This window comes from Streptomyces sp. NPDC050439 (assembly GCF_040655335.1).
Taxonomy (GTDB): Bacteria; Actinomycetota; Actinomycetes; order Streptomycetales; family Streptomycetaceae; genus Streptomyces.
Genome location: NZ_JBFAJT010000002.1, coordinates 810,665 through 828,370, shown reverse-complemented (window position 1 = coordinate 828,370; position 17,706 = coordinate 810,665). Strand labels below are relative to the sequence as shown.

General features: G+C 72.0%; 17 protein-coding genes. 5 read left to right on the top strand and 12 right to left on the bottom strand.

All coding sequences use genetic code 11. The features are described from left to right. Positions 1 to 107: 107 nt before the first annotated feature. The 5 genes from AB0I66_RS10905 to AB0I66_RS10885 all read right to left on the bottom strand — a co-directional run bounded on the left by AB0I66_RS10905 (position 108) and on the right by AB0I66_RS10885 (position 4,958). Complete coding sequence (locus tag AB0I66_RS10905; RefSeq protein ID WP_363207438.1) at positions 108 to 908, bottom strand: aldolase/citrate lyase family protein; 801 nt, start codon at positions 906 to 908, stop codon at positions 108 to 110. Continuing rightward, the gene (locus AB0I66_RS10900) at positions 905 to 1,678 is read right to left on the bottom strand and encodes an SDR family oxidoreductase (RefSeq protein ID WP_363207437.1); all 774 of its coding nucleotides are present in this window, start codon (positions 1,676 to 1,678) and stop codon (positions 905 to 907) included. Before AB0I66_RS10900 ends, AB0I66_RS10905 begins: the two co-directional genes overlap by 4 nt. Then, positions 1,675 to 2,994: a histidinol dehydrogenase gene (gene hisD / locus AB0I66_RS10895; RefSeq protein ID WP_363207436.1), complete on the bottom strand. Its 1,320-nt coding sequence runs from the start codon at positions 2,992 to 2,994 to the stop codon at positions 1,675 to 1,677. Before hisD (AB0I66_RS10895) ends, AB0I66_RS10900 begins: the two co-directional genes overlap by 4 nt. A 93-nt stretch (positions 2,995 to 3,087) precedes the next feature. Next, entirely contained in the window at positions 3,088 to 3,813 is a 726-nt protein-coding gene (locus tag AB0I66_RS10890) for an alpha/beta fold hydrolase (protein WP_363207435.1), read from the bottom strand. Between the two features lie 5 nt (positions 3,814 to 3,818). Beyond that, positions 3,819 to 4,958, bottom strand: coding sequence for a cupin domain-containing protein (locus tag AB0I66_RS10885; RefSeq protein WP_363207434.1), 1,140 nt, complete (start codon positions 4,956 to 4,958; stop codon positions 3,819 to 3,821). A 132-nt stretch (positions 4,959 to 5,090) separates the two neighbouring features. Between AB0I66_RS10885 and AB0I66_RS10880 the strand changes: the two genes are divergently transcribed. After that, positions 5,091 to 6,089, top strand: coding sequence for a LacI family DNA-binding transcriptional regulator (locus AB0I66_RS10880; protein WP_363207433.1), 999 nt, complete (start codon positions 5,091 to 5,093; stop codon positions 6,087 to 6,089). A 4-nt stretch (positions 6,090 to 6,093) separates the two neighbouring features. On the opposite strand, the gene AB0I66_RS10875 is transcribed toward AB0I66_RS10880, so the two are convergent. The 4 genes from AB0I66_RS10875 to AB0I66_RS10860 all read right to left on the bottom strand — a co-directional run bounded on the left by AB0I66_RS10875 (position 6,094) and on the right by AB0I66_RS10860 (position 11,577). Beyond that, entirely contained in the window at positions 6,094 to 7,530 is a 1,437-nt protein-coding gene (locus AB0I66_RS10875; RefSeq protein ID WP_363207432.1) for an amino acid permease, read from the bottom strand. A 180-nt stretch (positions 7,531 to 7,710) separates the two neighbouring features. Beyond that, positions 7,711 to 9,072, bottom strand: a complete 1,362-nt coding sequence (hisD, locus tag AB0I66_RS10870) for a histidinol dehydrogenase (RefSeq protein WP_363207431.1) — start codon at positions 9,070 to 9,072, stop codon at positions 7,711 to 7,713. A 97-nt stretch (positions 9,073 to 9,169) separates the two neighbouring features. Next, positions 9,170 to 10,081 (bottom strand): LysR family transcriptional regulator, encoded by a 912-nt coding sequence (locus tag AB0I66_RS10865; protein WP_363207430.1) that lies wholly within the window; start codon positions 10,079 to 10,081, stop codon positions 9,170 to 9,172. A gap of 137 nt (positions 10,082 to 10,218) precedes the next feature. Beyond that, entirely contained in the window at positions 10,219 to 11,577 is a 1,359-nt protein-coding gene (locus tag AB0I66_RS10860) for a hypothetical protein (RefSeq protein WP_363207429.1), read from the bottom strand. Between the two features lie 128 nt (positions 11,578 to 11,705). Between AB0I66_RS10860 and AB0I66_RS10855 the strand changes: the two genes are divergently transcribed. Next, positions 11,706 to 12,992 carry a molybdopterin-dependent oxidoreductase gene (locus AB0I66_RS10855; RefSeq protein ID WP_363207874.1) on the top strand — a complete coding sequence of 429 codons (1,287 nt, stop codon included), beginning with the start codon at positions 11,706 to 11,708 and terminating at the stop codon, positions 12,990 to 12,992. Beyond that, positions 12,992 to 13,468 carry a hypothetical protein gene (locus AB0I66_RS10850; RefSeq protein WP_363207428.1) on the top strand — a complete coding sequence of 159 codons (477 nt, stop codon included), beginning with the start codon at positions 12,992 to 12,994 and terminating at the stop codon, positions 13,466 to 13,468. The genes AB0I66_RS10855 and AB0I66_RS10850 overlap by 1 nt, the downstream gene beginning before the upstream one ends. Here AB0I66_RS10850 and AB0I66_RS10845 read toward each other — a convergent pair. The 3 genes from AB0I66_RS10845 to AB0I66_RS10835 all read right to left on the bottom strand — a co-directional run bounded on the left by AB0I66_RS10845 (position 13,411) and on the right by AB0I66_RS10835 (position 15,645). Further along, positions 13,411 to 14,103, bottom strand: coding sequence for a class I SAM-dependent methyltransferase (locus AB0I66_RS10845; protein WP_363207427.1), 693 nt, complete (start codon positions 14,101 to 14,103; stop codon positions 13,411 to 13,413). The genes AB0I66_RS10850 and AB0I66_RS10845 overlap by 58 nt on opposite strands. Next, positions 14,100 to 14,765: a DUF2064 domain-containing protein gene (locus AB0I66_RS10840; protein WP_363207426.1), complete on the bottom strand. Its 666-nt coding sequence runs from the start codon at positions 14,763 to 14,765 to the stop codon at positions 14,100 to 14,102. Before AB0I66_RS10840 ends, AB0I66_RS10845 begins: the two co-directional genes overlap by 4 nt. Before the next feature lie 100 nt (positions 14,766 to 14,865). Next, positions 14,866 to 15,645 (bottom strand): glycosyltransferase family 2 protein, encoded by a 780-nt coding sequence (locus AB0I66_RS10835; protein ID WP_363207425.1) that lies wholly within the window; start codon positions 15,643 to 15,645, stop codon positions 14,866 to 14,868. Positions 15,646 to 15,769: 124 nt separating this feature from the next. On the opposite strand from AB0I66_RS10835, the gene AB0I66_RS10830 reads away from it, so the two are divergent. Further along, the gene (locus tag AB0I66_RS10830; protein ID WP_363207424.1) at positions 15,770 to 16,579 is read left to right on the top strand and encodes a response regulator transcription factor; all 810 of its coding nucleotides are present in this window, start codon (positions 15,770 to 15,772) and stop codon (positions 16,577 to 16,579) included. Between the two features lie 5 nt (positions 16,580 to 16,584). Then, a complete protein-coding gene (locus tag AB0I66_RS10825; protein WP_363207423.1) occupies positions 16,585 to 17,697 on the top strand; it encodes a HAMP domain-containing sensor histidine kinase in 1,113 nt (370 codons plus the stop codon). The last annotated feature ends 9 nt before the right edge of the window (positions 17,698 to 17,706 follow it).

Below are 17,706 nucleotides of genomic sequence, written 5' to 3'. Positions count from 1 at the left end.
TCCCGAACGGCTCCTCCGGGCGCGGCCGGGCACACTCCTCCGAGGCGATCCGCGGAGACCGGAGGCGATCCGCGAAGATCGGAGGAGTCGTGCACGGCCGCGCGGCGTCATGCGCGCCGGCCCTGCCCCTCGCCCGGTGTGGGCGTCGCGAGGGACCGGTAGGTGTCCATCAGGACCTGGGCCATGTTGTAGAGCACCAGTTGGGCCCCCGACCGCCCGGCGGCCCGCGCGCCCTCGACGTCCGGCACGATCGACATCACGGTCCTGCCCGCCGCACGGACATCCCGGTGGGCCTGCGTGACGAGCGCGTCGACCACCTCCTGCGCCGGAAATCCACAGTCCGCCGCCAGGTCGGCCGGGCCCACCAGGACCGCGTCCACCCCCGGTGTCGCGGCGATCTCCGGCGCGGCGGCACAGGCCCGCTCCGTCTCGATCATCACCGCCACCAGGGCTTCTCGCGACGCGGCCACGTGCTCGGCGGCGGAGACCGTGCCGAAGCGGCCCGCTCTGCTGTACGTCGCGAACCCCCGTCCTCCCAGGGGCGGATAGTGGACCGAGGCCACCGCCCGCCGCGCGTCCTGCGCGTCGTCGACGTGCGGATGGATGATCCCCGCGGCCCCCAGGTCCAGGCAGCGCAGGGCGAGGGCGGGTTCGGACGTGCCCACGCGTACGAGGACTTCGATGCCCTGCGCGGCCGCGGCCGTCAGATGGTGCTGGAGGAGCGCCGTGTCCGCCGGGCCGTGCTCGCAGTCGATGACCACGTAGTCCAGGCCCGCGACCCCCGCCATCTCCACCAAGGTCTCCGAGGGGAGCCGCAGCAGCGCGCCGTACAGCCGCTCGCCCGCCGCGAGCCGTTCCTTGAGGGACCGCCGCCCGCCCCCGGCGGTCGTGGCCTCTCCCGCCGTCACCGCGCCACCATCCCCGCCGAGAGGTCGATGTCGGCGCCGCACAGCCCCGGCATCCGGAGCATCGCGGTGACCGCCGCGCCGACTTCTTCCTCGGTGACCATCCGGCCGAGGGCCGACCGCGACACGAACGCCTCTTCGGCCTCCGCATAGCTGCCGCCGGTGCGTTCCGCCTCCAGCCTGAAGTTCCGCTCCATCCGCGGGCCCGAAACCGGCCCGGGGGAAAGGGAGTTGACCGTCACCCCCGAGGGCCCGACCTCGCCCGCGAGGGTGGTGGTCAGGCCGATGACCGCCATCTTGGAGGCGCAGTAGGGCGTACGCCGCAGCAGCGGCCGCTTGCCCGACACCGAGGCGATGTTCACGACATCACCCGCGCCCCGCGCCGTCATGGCCGGCAGGAAGGCCCGGCACATCAGGAACACCCCGCGGACGTTCACGTCGAACACCTCGTCCCAGTCCCGGGCAGAGATCTCCGTCAAGGGCGCCACCGGTCCCGCGATCCCGGCGTTGTTGACGAGGACCGAGATCTCCTCGTCCGCGAGGCTCGCGGCGAGCGCCTCGACGTCCTCGGGCCTGGACACGTCGCAGACCCGGTGGACCACGTCAGGGCCAAGGCGTTCGGCGGTCTCCTTCAGGGCCTGCTCGTTGCGGCCGGTGATCACCACCCGGGCCCCGTCCGCGAGCAGGGCGCGGGTGATGGCGGCGCCGAGTCCGCTGCCGCCCCCGCTGACCAGCGCGGTGCGCCCGGCCAGCGGTGCCGTGGCGCCGCTCATGCGTCCGCCTCGGCGTTCTCGGTGTGCCACGGCAGCGTGCCGTCGCCGTACTTGGCCGCCCGTACGTCGCCGGAGCGGGCGTGTCCCTCGAACAGCTCGACACGCGCGGCGCGCCCGCACACCTCGCCCAGCAGCGCGGACGACGCGGTGTCCGTGACCTCTTGGTAGGTGACGGTCTTGAGGTACTTGCCCACCCACAGGCCGCCGGTGTAGCGCGCGGCGCCCCGCGTCGGCAGGACGTGGTTGGTGCCGATGACCTTGTCCCCGTACGAGACGCAGGTGCCTTCCCCGAGGAACAGCGCGCCGTAGTCGCGCATCTTGTCCAGCGCCTGACGCGGGTTCTCCGTCAGGACCTCGACGTGTTCGCTGGCGTAGGAGTCCGCGATCTCGAAGGCCTCGTCCAGGGAGTCCGCCACGACGATCTCACCGTGGTCGCGCCAGGCGGGCTCCGCGAAGTCCTTGGTCGGCATGCCGGGAAGCAGTCGCTCGATGTGGCGCTCGACCTCGCGACCCAGCTGCTCGGACGTGGTGACGAGCACCGCGGGGGAGTCCGGGCCGTGCTCGGCCTGGGAGAGGAGGTCGACGGCCACCACGAACGGGTCGGCGTTCTCGTCGGCGATCACCAGGATCTCCGTCGGGCCCGCGAACAGGTCGATGCCGACCTCGCCGAACAACTGCCGCTTGGCCTCGGCGACGTACGCGTTGCCCGGCCCGGCGATCAGCGGCACCCGGCCGACGGTCTCGGTGCCGATGGCCAGGGCGGCCACGGCCTGGACGCCGCCGAGGAGGTGGATCTCGTCGGCCCCGGCCAGATGCATGGCGGCGACCGTCGCGGCGGGTATCTCGCCCCGGATCGGCGGCGTGCAGGCCGCGACGCGCTCCACGCCCGCCACCTTCGCCGTCACGATCGTCATGTGCGCGGACGCGGTCAGCGGGTAGCGCCCGCCCGGCACGTAGGCGCCGGCGCCCGCGACGGGGACGTGCCGATGCCCGAGGCGGACACCGGGCAGGGTCTCGATCTCCACGTCGTGCAGCGAGTCGCGCTGTGCCCGCGCGAACGTGCGCACCTGCTCCTGTACGAAGCGGATGTCGTCCAGGACCGTCTCCGGCACATCGGCGACGATCTTCCTGATCTCGTCCGGGGACAGCCGGAAGGACTCCGGGCTCCAGTCGTCGAACTTCTCGGAGTACTGACGGACCGCTTCGTCACCCCGGCTGCGGATGTCGTCGAGGATGGCGCTGACGCGGTCCGCGACATCCGCACGGGCGGCGTTCACCGTGCCCGCGGGTACGGGGGACTTGAGGAAACGAGGCATGAGGGCTCTCTTTCTCGGGCTTCGAAGAACTCGGGCTTCAAAAAAGGGGGGCGGTTGTTCGTTCATTGAGATGTGCGGCCGGGCACGGGCGGCCTACGGCCGGGTCTCCCGTACGCGCGCCAGCAGGTCCCGCAGCGCGGCGGTGACGGCGGCGGGCCGCTGCCAGGGCAACAGGTGTCCGGCCCCGGGCACTTCGCGCAGCTCGGCGTCCGGCAGGGCCCGCGCGATCGTCCGGTGGAAGTCCGGCGGGCACAGCGCGTCCTGGGTCCCCGACAGGACCAGGGCCGGGCAATGCGCTCCGCGCAGGGCGTCGACCGCGTCCCGGCGCGTGGCCTGGGAGGCGAGCTGGGCGCGCGCCGCCTCGGGTCCCACGGCGTGTGCCATACGGCGGTAGCGCTCGGCCGACTCGCTCGGCGGCCGGGGGTCGGGGAACATGCCGGGCAGTGTCTGCTCGACGACGTCCGCGAACCTGCCGTCGGCGATCAGGCCGTCCATCGCACGCCAGGCCGCGTACTGTTCGGGCCGGGGCGCTCCCGCGTTCGTCGACATGACGCAGAGCCCGGCGATCCGCTCCGGGGACCGCCGCAGCGCCTCGAACGCGACGATGGCGCCGAGGCTGAGCCCGACCACGACGAACGGGCCGGAGACCGAGGACAGCAGGTCGTCGGCCAGGGCCCCGATGTCCGGCTCGCCCAGTTCGACGTGCTGGACCGGGTGGCCGTCGGGGAAGTCCACCTCCGACCACAGGCTCGGGTCGCACAGCATGCCGGGGACCACCACCAGCGGCAGCTGTCCGGACGGCGACTCGACGCGGGGCACGGCGGTCACCAGCGGCGCGCGGAGCGGGGGAGCAGTGCGTACGGCGCCACGTAGCCGTTGTGGTCGACGCCGAGGCCCGCGTCGGCGGCGGCCTTGGAGACCTCCTCGTCCCAGTCCAGGCGGACGCGGCCGTCGCCGGAGTTGACGACCATGAGGTCGCCCCGCTCGTCGCCCACGTTGCGCAGGGTGCGCCAGGCGTCCTGCGGCACAGAGAGCATGTCCCGCGGGCCCAGGCGTACGGAGACGGGGTCGGCGCGGTTGAGGGTGATCTCCCACTCCCCGTCCTTGACGATCAGCGTCTGCGTCTCGTGCTGGCGGTGCAGGGACACACCCTGGCCCGGTTCGGCTCGCAGCCAGGCGACGTTGTGGCCGTGCGGGTTGAAGATGCGGGGTTCCTGGTGCAGGTCCTCGGTCATGCCGTACCCGATGACGCAGCTCAGCTGTACCCCGCCGCCCGGCAGGGTGCTGTCGAGGAACGGCCGCTCGGACCAGACCAGTTCGTCCCCTGCCGCGACGCGGCGCTTCATCTCGTCGACGCTGTAGTGGCGAAGGCGGTCGATGTACTCCTGGGTCATCGGCTCGGTCAGCTCGGTGCCGGGCTCGATCTCGTCACCGGCGACCGTGTCGATCAGCTTGTTGTCGGCGGTCAGGTACAGGCCGTGGCCCTCGGCCTCGCGCAGGACCGACGGGCCCCAGATGATGCCGCCGGTGTGGTCCATGCCGAGGACGGTGAACATCCAGCCGTCGTCGGGCCCGGTGTTGGTGAAGCCGCGGAAGATCCAGGTCGGGATGGAGGCGATGTCCCCGGCCTTGAGCAGGAGCTCGCCCTCGGTGCCGTCGGCGCCCCAGCGAAGGAGGTACTCGCCCTCGGTGCAGACGAACACCTCGGCGGTGTAGTGCAGGTGGAGATTGTTGGTGATGCCGTGCGGCATGGCGGCCGCACCGATGTTGTAGCCGTGCGGAAGGCGGAGATTGACGTGCTGGCCCGCGGCCTGCGAGACGCCGGGCCCGATCATCGCGTAGTTCTCCTTCCGGTCCGAGCCCGGTGTGCGGCAGTCGATGAAAGCCTGGTTGCAGGAGACGAAGTCGCTGCGGCGAACCGTGCGACGCCCCAGCTCGGCGGTGGACACGACGACATCGTTCATGGCTGCTCCTCCGAATGGAATACGTATGCATTCCATGACAGGTTCTGCGCTGTCCAATGTCAAGGGGTATGGCATACGTATACTGAGATGCAGGCCGTCGGAGGGGCGCGCCGGGCGACGAGGAGAGGGCCGATGGCGATCACGAGTCACGATGTGGCGAGGCTGGCCGGCGTCTCGCAGCCGACCGTCTCCCGCGCCCTGCGGGACGACAGCCGGGTGTCCGCGGCGACCCGCGAGAAGGTCCGGCAGGCGGCGCAGGCCCTGAACTATGTGCCCAGCGAGGCGGGCCGCACGCTGTCGACCCGGTCCACCCGCCGTATCGGGGTGATCGTGACCGACCTGACGAACCCGTTCTACCCGCATGTCATCGCACCCCTGCACGACGAGCTGCAACTCCTCGGCTACCGGATGATGCTGCTCACCGAGCGCTCCGACGAGGCGGTCGCCGAGGAGAAGCTCCTGGACCAGTCCCTGGACGGCGTGGTGCTCGCGACGGCCACCACCGACTCCGGCCTCCCGGCGCAGCTCGACCGCCGCGGCATGCCGTACGTCTTCCTCAACCGCGACACGGGCGGCCGCGGCGACTACGCCTCGGTCGTCGACAACGAGGGCGGCGGACGTCTGGTCGCCCACACGCTCGCCGAGCTCGGGCACCGGCGCATCGCGGGCATCTTCGGCGCGGGCAACACGACCACCGGACGCGAGCGCGAGCTGGGTTTCCGCCTCGCCCTGGCCGACGCGGGCATCGGACTGCCCGAGGACCGGGTGGCGCGCGGCGCCTTCGAGTACGAGACGGGGTATCAGGCGCTGCCGCGGCTGCTCGACGCGGCGCAGACGCCCACCGCGGTCTTCTGCGGCAACGACGTGGTCGCCATCGGTGTCCTGAACGCGGCGCTCGCGGCCGGGCTCCGGGTTCCCCACGACCTGACCGTGATCGGCTTCGACGACCTCCCCATGGCGGCCTGGGAGGTGTTCCGGCTGACCACGGTCCGGCACGACCTGCGGGAACTTTCGCGTCAGGCGGCGCGGCTGCTGGTGCGGCGCATCGACGGTGACGCCGACCCCAAGGGTGAACGCCTCGTCCTGCCGACCGAGTTCGTGCCCCGGGCGACGCACGCCAGGCTCCCCTGACTTCTTACCGCTGACCGGTCATGGCGCCGGTACTGACGCCGGGGTCGCCGGTATCGCCGGTCTCACCGCCGGGCCGGTCGCCGTGCCGCCGCTGGCGCAGGACTCCCACGGTGACCAGGACCGCGGCCAGGGCGAGGGAGAGCCACAGTTCGAGGCGGTGGCCGGGCAGGACCGCCATCAGGACGAGGACACCGGCGATGAACGCGATCGTGGCAAGCGTCAGATAGGGGAACGCCCACATCCGCACCTCGGTCGGCTGCGGCTCCTTGCGCCGGGTGGCGTACTGGGTGATGGCGATGACCATGTACATCATCAGGGCGATCGCACCGCTGGACGCGATGAGATACGTGAAGACGCTCGGCAGCAGGTAGTTGGCGATCACCGCGGCGACGCCGATGACGGTCGAGGCGAGCACCGCGTTACGGGGCACGCCGGACGCCGATGTGGCGGCGAGCGCGGCCGGGGCGTCCTGGCGGCGGGCCAGCGAGAAGGCCATGCGCGACGCGGTGTAGATGGCCGAGTTGAGGCAGCTGCTCACGGCCACGACGAGGACCACGTCCATGATCCGTCCGGCGCCCGGAATGTTCATCACGTCGAGGACCGCTTGGTAGGAGCCGTCGGCGAGAGCGTCGGAGTTCCACGGCACCAGGCTCACCACGACGAAGATCGAGCCGACGTAGAAGAGTCCCAGGCGCCACACGACGGCGCGTACGGCCTTCTTGATGTTCTTCTTCGGTTCCTCGGACTCGGCGGCGGCGATCGTGACGATCTCGCTGCCCTGGAAGCTGAACATCGCCGTGAGCAGTCCGGCGAGCACGGCCACGCCGCCCTTGGGCGCGAAGCCGCCGTCGCTCCACAGGTGCGAGACGCCGTGGGCGTCCGAACCGGGAAGCACCCCGAAGATCGCGAGCGCGCCGAGCACGAGGAAGGCGACGATCGCGATGACCTTCAGGAGCGCGAACCAGTACTCGAACTCGCCGTAGTTGCGGACGGCGAGGAGGTTGCTGCCCGCGAGGAGGGCGATCATGGCGAGCGCCGGAATCCAGCTCGGGATGGCGGTGAGACCCGCGATGACCTCGCCCGCGGCGATGGCCTCGATGGGAATGACGAGGATGTAGAACCACCAGTACAGCCACCCGATGGAGAAGCCCGCCCAGCGGCCGAGGGCGCGGTCCGCGTACGTGGAGAACGAACCGGTGTCGGGGTGGGCGACGGCCATCTCCCCGAGCATCTGCATGACGAGCACCACCAGGGCGGCGGCCAGCAGGAACGAGATCAGTACGGCGGGCCCGGCGGCCGCGACGGCGGTGGACGAGCCGACGAAGAGGCCGGCCCCGATGACGCCGCCGATGGAGATCATGGTGATCTGGCGGCCCTTGAGCCCCTGTTGCAGGGCGGGGCCCGTGGCCGTGGGGGCCGGGTCTGGGGAGGGGTGGTGCATGGGGAGATCCTCGGGGAGTGGGAGCGCGGGTGCCCTTGGTACGGGACGGTACTCACTCGTCGCGGGCAGGTGACGCCGGCGGCGGCCCGGGGACCGGACGGAACCGGAGCGTGAGGCTCCGGGCGCCGGACCCCCTCGCCCCCGGCCGCAGGGGGCACGGGGGCGAGGCGCGGGACTGGATCAGAGCTGCTCGCGCAGCGCTTCGGGGACGGCGTCGAAGGCGCCGGAGGTGCGGCCGATCCGGTCGATGCGGATCGTGGCGGTGGCGCCGTGGGCGGCGAGGCCCTCGAAGGCGGAGATGCGTTCGACGGCGGGTGCCAGGGAAGCGGTGCCCTCCTTGACGGCCCGCTGGTACGTGAGGGGCTTGAGGAAGCGGGAGACCGAGAGGCCCGCGTTGTAGCGGGAGGTCTTGCCGGTCGGCAGCACGTGGTTCGTGCCGGCGATGCCCTTGTCGGAGTAGGCGACGGTGGACCAGGGGCCCAGGAAGACCGAGCCGTAGTTGGTGAGGTTCTGGAGGTAGAAGTCGTCGTCCTCCGTCTGGATCTCCAGGTGCTCCGGGCCGAGGATGTCCGACACGGCGACGGCCTCGTCCCGGTCGCGTACGACGATGACGGAGCCGAAGTCCCGCCACGCGGGTCCGGCGATGTCACGGGTGGCGAGGGTCTCCAGCTGGCGGTCCATCTCGGCGACGACCGCCCGGCCCAGCTTCTCCGAGGTGGTGATCAGGGCGGCCGGGGAGTTCGGGCCGTGCTCGGCCTGGCCGAGCAGGTCCGCGGCGACCCAGACCGGGTCGGCGGTGTCGTCGGCGAGGACGGCGACCTCGGAGGGTCCTGCGAGGAGGTCGATGCCGACCTGCCCGAAGAGCTGCCGCTTGGCCTCCGTGACGAAGGCGTTGCCGGCGCCGACCAGCATGTCGACGGGGGCCTCGCCGAGCAGACCGAAGGCCATCGCGCCGAGAGCCTGGACGCCGCCCACGGCGAAGACGCGGTCGGCCTTGGACAGGTAGGCGCCGTAGAGCACGGCCGGGTGGGCACCGTGCTCACCCGACGGCGGGGTGCACGCCACCACGGTGGGGACACCGGCCGTCTTGGCGACGCCCACGGTCATGAAGGCGCTGGCGAGGAGCGGGAACCGGCCCGCCGGGAGGTAGGCGCCGACCCGGGACACCGGGACGTAGCGCTGGCCGCCCGCCACTCCGGGGGCGATCTCGACCTCGAAGTCGGTCAGGTGCTCGCGCTGCGCGGAGGCGAAGCGGTGGGTGCGCTCGTAGCCCATCTCCAGGGCGGTACGGACGTCGGCGGGCAGCGCGTCGCCCGACTTCTTCAGCTCGGTGGCGCTGATCTCCAGGTCGCCGGACCAACCGTCGAGCTCCTGTCCGTAGGCGCGGACCGCGTCCATGCCCTTGCTCTCGATCTCCTTCAGCATCTGGGAGACGCGCTCGACCACCTTGGGGTCGCGCTGGGCGGGGGGACCGTCGACCTCCGGCTTCTTGAGCCACTGGAAGGGAGCGAGGGTCTTCTGTTCGTCGTGCGTGATCTGCATAACCGGGACCGTAGATGCGCGTGGGTCACAGGACTAGAGGGGCGATTCCTGCGCCTCCCACAGGGTTTTCCTGTGGGTCTGTCTGGGAGGGGGCAGATCAGGACAGCAGGCCGTTGCCGATCTCGCGGATCGTGTCCTCGGCGAGGCGGGCGAGCTCCCGGGTGGCGCGGGACAGGGGGCGGCCGCGACGCCTGACGAGCGCGATGGTGTCGTAGAGGGGTTCGGCGAAGGGCGCGGTGTGCAGTCCGGCGGGGAACCTGGGGCTGTCGATCACCGCCCGGCTCGCGATCGTGTCGCCGACGCCGGTCGCCGCCAACTTCAGCGCCGCTTCGACGTGTTCGAGCTCGATGAGGGGATCGATACGGGCTCCGGCGAGCTGGGCGCGCTCGGCGAGCTGACGCCGGGTCGGGTCCTTCCAGCCGTAGTGCGCGTCGTACAGCACGAGCGGCGCACGGCAGAACGCCTCGATGGTCACGGGCTCGCTGGTGCGTTCGGCGCTCGCGCTGACGTAACGCACCTCGTCCCGCATGAGCGGAGTGATGGCGAGCCCCTCGTCGTCGATGGGCAGGATGACGAGACCTGCCTCGATCCGCCCCTCCGCGACGGCCGACGCGGTCTCGGCGGAGTTCTGGCCCACGAGCCGTACGCGGACCGCCGGATACCGGGCGTGGAACATCTGCACGAGGTTGGAGAGCAGGTAGTAGTCGGCGTTGCGCAGCACCCCGAAGGTGGCGGTGCCGCCGCCGAGCGACCCCAGGGAGTGCACGGCCCGGGTCCCGCTGTCCGCCGCTTCGAGCGCCTCTTGCGCGTACGGGAGGAGTTCGCACCCGGCGGCGGTCAGGGTCAGGGTGCGGCTGCCGCGCAGGAACAGCTCCGCGTCCAGCTCCGCCTCCAGGCGCCGGACCAGCTCGGAGGCGGATGCCTGGGCGATGTCCATGGCCTGCGCGGCGGCGGTGAAGGACCCGAGCCGTTCGGCCTCGACGAAGGCCCGCAACTGGTTGAGGGTCACGCGGCGCCTCCCTTCGGGGCGGATACCGGCAGACGGCTGCCGCGAGGCCGGAGAGCGGCGGGGCGGGAGGTTGTTCTGTGCATACCCGCACCTTAGGAAATGGCGGGACGGCGGCGAAGCCGGCGGGCGCCGCGCTCTCACCAGCCCGTGAACAGCAGGTGATTCACCAAGAGCGCCAGTACGGCCTGCGCGGCGAGCCAGTGGCGCTGACCGGCCTTCGGCAGAAACGCGGTCGCCGCGAGCAGGAACGTGGCGAACGGCAGCCAGATGCGTTCCGTCTCCGCCTTGCTCATGCCCGACAGATCGGCGGCAAGCAGCGCAAGGAGGGCGGCCAGGACGAGGGCGGCCAAACGGTCGGCGGGTGTGGTGCGCCCGCTCCACAGGCGGCTGACCGCACCCGGCGCCGCCCTCACCGTCCTGCGCAGGCCCGCGACCGTCGCGAGGCCGACCACGAGCACCGTGCAGGCCAGGTTGGCCCAGACGAAGTAGGCGTACGGCCTGATGCCGCCCGCCCCCTGGTGATAGCGCTCGACGAGCAGGCGGTACGCCTCCCACCAGTCGAAGCCCGCCAGGGTGAAGACGAGCGGGGCCACCGCCGCCCCCGCCAGGAAGAACGGCAGGGGCCGCGGGGTGCGGGTGATCAGCAGGACGGCCGCGGCGACGAGCGCGAAGAGCGTCAGGCCGTACGAGAGGTAGCAGATGAGGCCGAACAGGAGGCCGGAACCGAGGGCCGCGGCGACGGGGAAGCGGGCTTCACGCGTCGCCGCAAGGGTGAGCAGGGCGATCATCCAGGCGGTGACGGCGGCGAAATAGCCGTCGGCCGAGGCGCCGACCCAGATCGCGCCCGGCGCCAGGACGAGGAACGGCGCCGCACGGCGGGCCACCGTTTCGTCGGCCAGCGCGCGCAGGGTGATCAGGACGGCCGCCACGGCGGTGCTGCCCACCGTGATGCAGAAGGCTCCGGCCCAGGCGCCGCCCCCGAGGCCGACGCGGTCGAGGAGGACGAAGGTGAGGGTGGCGCCGGGCGGATGGCCCGCGGTGTGGGCGGGCCAGTGGCCGGGGGAGTCGATGAGGATGTGCCGGGTGAAGTCCCGCAGCGTCGCGGGGATGTCCTCGAAGCGGTCGATGACCTGGAGGTATTCGTACTTGGTGGTGAGGCGCTCGGCGACGCCCCGGTGCCAGCCGTCGATCAGCGCGAGCGACCAGATCCAGGCCGTCGAAGCGGTCCATGCGGACAGGACGAGCGGCCGCCAGGAGAGGCGGGCGGCGAGGACGGGGGCGTACGCGATCACCGCGACGGCGACCGCGAGCGCGGCGGGGGTGCCGGGCCCGATGTGCGGGTCCCAGCGGGCGTACAGGGGCGGCCAGTTGAGGTGCAGTGTGCCGTCCGCGTGCTCGATCGACGTGCCGACGACGACGGCCGCGGCGACGAGCAGCGCCGCGATCCCGGCGGCGGCCAGGTCGCGGCGGCGGCCGGTGCGTTCCGTGGTGCTCACGTCTGCACCGTAGGCGCAGGTGGCGGGTGTGAACGGGCCCGGCGGCACGACGTCAGCGTTTCGTCATGAGTCGCGGGACCGTTCGAGCACATGGTCCGGCTTACGGTCGCTCCATGACCCGCCGCTCCATGCTCCGTCGCTCCACGCCCCCAGCGTCACGCGTCCCCTCTCCCGCCGACCCCGGCTTCTGGCGCAGTCCGCTGCGCGGGCCCTGGCTCACCTCGGTGCTCGGTGTCGTCCTGCTCGTCGGTGTCACCGTGCTGTTCGTGACCGGCCTGCTGTCGTACGCGGCTTACAACCCGGACCTGTCACCCGTCAACGACAAGACACCCGACAAGGGGCTCCTCGGCTTCTACCTCTTCGACTGGCCGACCGACCCGCACTGGCTCTACCGCCTCAACCAGGGCCTGCACGTGACGGTCGGCATCACGCTGATCCCGGTGCTGCTCGCGAAGCTGTGGTCGGTGATCCCGAAGCTTTTCGCGCTGCCCCCGGCGCGGTCGGTGGGGCACGCACTTGAGCGGGTGTCGCTGCTTCTGCTGGTCGGAGGCGCGCTGTTCGAGTTCGTCACCGGGGTCCTCAACGTCCAGCTGGAGTACCTCTTCCCCGGGTCGTTCTACCCGCTGCACTTCTATGGCGCCTGGGTGTTCTTCGGCGCGTTCGTGGCCCATGTCGTGCTGCGCCTGCCCCAGGTCGTACGGGTTCTGCGGGAGCGGGGGTGGCGGGAACAGCTGCGGGACCCGCGTGTGGAGCCCGCCGATGCGGAGGGTCTGGTCGCGCCCTCGCCCGCCGAACCCACCGTGACGCGGCGGGGAGCGCTCGGCATGGTCGGCGCGGGTTCCGCCCTGCTGTTCGTGACGACGGCTGGGCAGAACGTGGACGGACCCTTGCGCCACACCGCCCTGTTCGCCCCGCACGGCGGCGGTGACCCGGGGCGCGGGCCGAACGGCTTCCAGATCAACAAGACGGCCGCGAAGGTGGGGGTGGGGCAGCGGGACAGGGGCGAGGGGTGGCGGCTGTCCGTCGGCGGCCCACGGGGAGAGGTCAGGCTGTCCCGCGACGACTTGCTCCAACTCCCTCTGCACAGTGCCGCGTTGCCCATCGCGTGCGTGGAGGGGTGGTCGACGTCGGACCAGTGGTGGAGTGGGGTGCGGCTGCGCGACCTCGCGGCTCTTGCCGGCTACGAGGAGGACCCTCCGGGTGTCTTCGTGGAGTCCCTGCAACGGCACGGGGCCTTCCGCAAGGCCGCGTTGCGCGACAACCAGGTCCGCGACCCGCGCTCCCTCCTCGCGCTGTGGGTGGACGGCGCGGATCTGTCGCCGGATCACGGCTATCCGGCGCGGATCATCGTTCCGGCCGCGCCAGGGGTGCTCAACACCAAATGGGTGTCCCGGCTGACTTTCGGGGAGCTGTGATGAGCGGGTTCGTGCGTCGATTGCGACGGTGGTACGGGGAGGGCCCGCTGCAACTTCTTTTGCTGCTGGCCTCGTTCGCGCTCGCGGGATACGCGGGGGTGCGCCTCCTGAGCGGTGACGGGCTGCTGATCGCGGTCTGGTTCGTCGGCGCGGCGCTGGTGCACGATCTGCTGTTCGTGCCCGCGTACGCGCTCGCGGACCGTGCCCTGCGGACGGCTGCGGGGCGCGGGGGGTGGGTCAACTTCGTACGGGTTCCGGCTTTCCTGTCCGGACTGCTGTTGCTGGTGTGGTTCCCGCTCATCACCGGGCGGGTGGAGCGTTATGAGTCCACGACCGGGCTCCCCGCTGATGCCTTCCTGACACGGTGGCTGATCGTCACGGCCGCGCTGTTCGCGGGGTCCGGTCTGTGCCGGGTGCTTCAGGTGCGGCGAGCGCGGCGCAGCGCCAGGAAGGAACGGCCCTCGGTGGTCCACTGAGCGGCCGGGTCCCAGCCGAGCGGACGGGCGTGGCGCAGCAGGGCGGGGGTGCCGAGGCGGGCCCAGGGGAAGGAGTCGCCGGGAGCGCCGCGCCCGTCGTCGACGTGCACGTCGACCCGTTCGTCGACGTCGACGGGCACGGTCTCGGCAATCAACAGACCCCTGCTTGCCAGGAGTTGACCAACGCGAGCGAGTAGGGCACCGGGGTCCCCACCAATCCCCAGATTGCCGTCCATGAGCAGGGCGGTACCCCAGCGGCCTTCGCCGGGAAGCGCGTCGAAGACGGAACGGAGCAGCGCGGTGCCGCCGAGCCGGAGCGTGTGGTCGACGGCTGCCTGGCTGACGTCGACACCCAGGACGCGGTGGCCCAGGGCCGCGGCCCCGGCCACGAGACGGCCGGGCCCGCAGCCGATGTCAAGAACGCTGCCCTCGCAGCGGCGCAACGCGGAGAGATCCGCGGCACCAGCACTGGCGCACCAGCGCTCAACATCGAGCGGCAACAACCACCCGTCGCTACGGCGCAGAAAGAGGGGTCCGTGGCCATTGCGCAGGGCGTTGGTGTAGGGGTCGGCACGCCAGGGCGTGGGTGGGGTTGTTGTGTTGCGGAGGCCGGTGTCCGGGGGTGCTGTGCTCATCGGCTGCCGCCGGGGCTGGTGTGTCCGGCTGCGGCGGCCAGGCGGGTGAGTGTGGTGGCGAAGCGGCTGGCTGGTGTTGTCGCGGCGACCTTGGCGGCGTCGTCGGCTGTGTCGACGTCGCGCAGGGTGGGCAGGTTGCGCACCCGCAGGCCGGCGCCTGTGAGTCGGGCCCGTTGCTCAGCGCCGGTGTCGGGGCTCGACATGGGGACGCCTCGCAGCAGGCTTGGGTCGGGCTCGGCCAGGCCGAGCGCCCAGAATCCACCGTCGACGGCGGGGCCGAACCAGGCGTCGCAGTCCTGCCATGCGTCGGGGCCGAGGGCGGGGGCGAGCAGGCCCGGCGTGACCTGGGGGGTATCCATGCCGATAAGGAAGGCGGGCCCGGTACACCCCGCGAAGGCCGCGGCGAGCCGTTCGTCCAGGCCCCCCGCGCACTGCGGGACCACCTCGATCCCGGCAGGGACCCAGGGCCCCGGCTGCCCGGCAAGCACCAGGACACGCCTGCGCGCGGGCGCCGCGAGCACGGCATCAAGCGTGTCGGCGAGCGAGGCCGCGGCCAGCTCGGCGGCTTCGTAGGGGGTGTAGGGCGGTGTCAGCCGGGTCTTCACGAGCCCGGGGAGCGGTTCCTTGGCGATGACGAGGAGGGTCGTGCTGTGGGCGGTCATGCAGCACCGCCTGGGGTATGGGGTGGAGCGGGGAGGGTTGTCCGTGCGCCGGCAGCGGTCGGTTCCATGGCGATGGCGTGGCGGGTCGTGCCGGGCTTGGTCACTTCGCACCGCCCGGCGTGCGCCAGCCAAGCCCCGCGGGGGCCGGTCGTGGGGGTTCCGCCAGTACCGCTCGCATGTCGTGCACCGCGTGCCACGTCCCGCGCCATGTGCCGGTGACCTTCGACTTGCCCTCGCGCGGCAGGTAGGGCACGTCCCGTTCCTCGATCCGCCAGCCGGCGTCGGCCGCGCGCACGACCATCTCCAGCGGGTATCCGCTGCGGCGGTCGGTCAGGTCGAGCCCCAGCAGGCCTTCGCGTCGCGCCGCCCGCATCGGGCCCACGTCGTGCAGCCGTACGCCGGTACGCCGCCGCAGCATCCGAGCGAGCGCCAGATTGCCCGCGCGCGCATGCGGCGGCCATGCACCGCGGCCCTGGGGGCGCCGCCGTCCCACGATCAGGTCAGCCGTTCCGTTCGTCACCCCGCGTACGAAGGGCCGCAGCAGCCCCGGATCCAGGGAGGCGTCGCAGTCGCAGAAACAGACCACCTCCGCGTCGGACGCCATGAGGCCCGCGTGGCACGCGGCCCCGAAACCGCGCTGCGGCTCCCGCACCACCGTGGCGCCCAAGGCGCGGGCGATGTCCGCCGAACCGTCGGTGGACCCGTTGTCGACGACGACGGCCCGCCAGCCCGCGGGGACACGCTCCAGGACCCAGGGCAACGCCGCGGCCTCGTCGAGACAGGGCAGGACGACGTCCACCCGAGGGGAGTGCGGGCCGGGCGGGCCGGAGGGATCGGGTACGTCAGGTACATCGGGTTCCGCGGCGGGGGAGGGGGTCATGTGACTCACCCTATGAATCTGAACCGAACAAATGGGACTTGAGGTTCTTACGAAACGCGGACGTCGGCAACCGGGAGCACCTCTGACCGGCCGGTCCACGCGCCGCAGGTGCGAGGCTTGCGGCATGCAGCCGCCACCAGCACCGAAGGACCACCCGCCCCCCGGAAGCGCCGGTACCGCCGCCTCCGGCCCGCTCAAAGTCCTCGTCGTGGACGACGACCCGACCGTCGCCGAGGTCGTCGCGGGCTATCTGGAGCGCGGCGGTTACACGGTCGACCGCGCCGAGGACGGCCCCGGCGCGCTGGAACGTGCCGGAGTCCTCCGGCCCGACCTCGTCGTCCTCGACCTGATGCTGCCCGGCATGGACGGTCTGGAGGTGTGCCGCCGCCTGCGCGAAAAGGGACCGGTGCCGGTCATCATGCTCACCGCCCGGGGCGACGAGGACGACAGGATCCTGGGCCTGGAGGTGGGGGCCGACGACTATGTCACCAAGCCGTTCAGCCCGCGCGAACTGGTCCTGCGGGTGGATTCGGTGCTGCGGCGCAGCCGCGCCGCCACGCGCGCTCCCGAGGGGGTCGCCACGCTGGGCGCGGCGGGTCTCCGGGTGGACCCGGCGGCCCGCCGCGCGACCAAGGGAGGCGTCGAACTCTCCCTCACCCTGCGCGAGTTCGACCTCCTCGCCTTCCTCCTGCGCCACCCGGGGCAGGCGTTCAGCCGCGAAGAGCTGATGCGGGAAGTGTGGGGCTGGGAATTCGGCGACCTGTCCACGGTCACGGTCCACGTACGCAGGCTGCGGGGCAAGGTCGAGGACGACCCGGCCAGGCCGCGGCTGATCCAGACGGTGTGGGGCCTGGGGTACCGCTTCGACGTCCCTGATGCCGAAACCCCGCACGGTGACGACCACGACCACGTCCCACCCCGAGCCGAAGGCTGACCCGCATGCAGGACACCCTCCTCATCGCCCTCTTCGCCTTCCTGGGCGCCGCGAGCGCCGGACTTCTGGGCGCCCTGACGCTGCGCCTGCTGCGGCACCGCTCCCTCGTGGTGGCGATGACCGTCGTCGCGGCCGTCGCCGTGCTCGCGATGCTGGCCGGGACGCTCGCGGTGGCCTGGATGATGTTCCTGTCGCCGCACGACCTGGAGGTGGTCACCGTCGTCGTGGCGATGGCCGCCGTGGTCTCGCTCGCCACCGCGCTGCTGCTGGGCCGCTGGGTCGTCGCCCGCAGCAAGGCCCTGACCCTGGCGGCCCGTTCCTTCGGTGACGGCGGAAGCTTCGCGGCCCCGACGGAACCCGTCAGCGCCGAACTGGCCGCACTGACGCGGGAATTGGAGTCGACCAGCGCCAAACTCGCCGAATCCCGGGAGCGCGAGCGCGCATTGGAGCGCTCGCGGCGCGAACTCGTCGCCTGGATCTCGCACGACCTGCGCACCCCGCTGGCCGGACTGCGTGCCATGTCCGAGGCCCTGGAGGACGGCGTCGCCGCCGAGCCGGACCGCTACCTGCGCCAGATCCGCACCGAGGTCGAGCGGCTGAACTCCATGGTCGGAGACCTCTTCGAGCTCTCCCGCATCCACGCGGGCGCGCTCGCCCTCTCGCCGTCCCGCATCTCCGTCTACGACCTCGTGGGCGACGCGCTCGCGGGCGTCGACCCGCTGGCCCGTGAGCACCGGGTGCGGCTCGTCGGCGACAGCGTCGAGGCCGTCCCGGTGGAGGTCGACAGCAAGGAGATGAGCCGCGTCCTCGGCAACCTCCTGATCAACGCCATCCGCCGCACACCGGCCGACGGGACCGTCGCGGTGGCCGCGGAGCGCTCCCCGGACGGCGTGGTCCTGTCCGTGACCGACGGCTGCGGCGGCATCCCCGAGGAGGACCTCTCCCGCGTCTTCGACACCGGCTGGCGCGGCAGCCAGTCCCGCACACCCCCGGCGGGCGCGGGCCTCGGCCTGGCGATCGTCCGCGGCATCGTCGAGGCCCACCAGGGCCGGGCGGCCGTACGCAACGTCGCGGGCGGCTGCCGCTTCGAGGTGACGCTGCCGACGGCGGGGGCGTGAGCGGCAGCT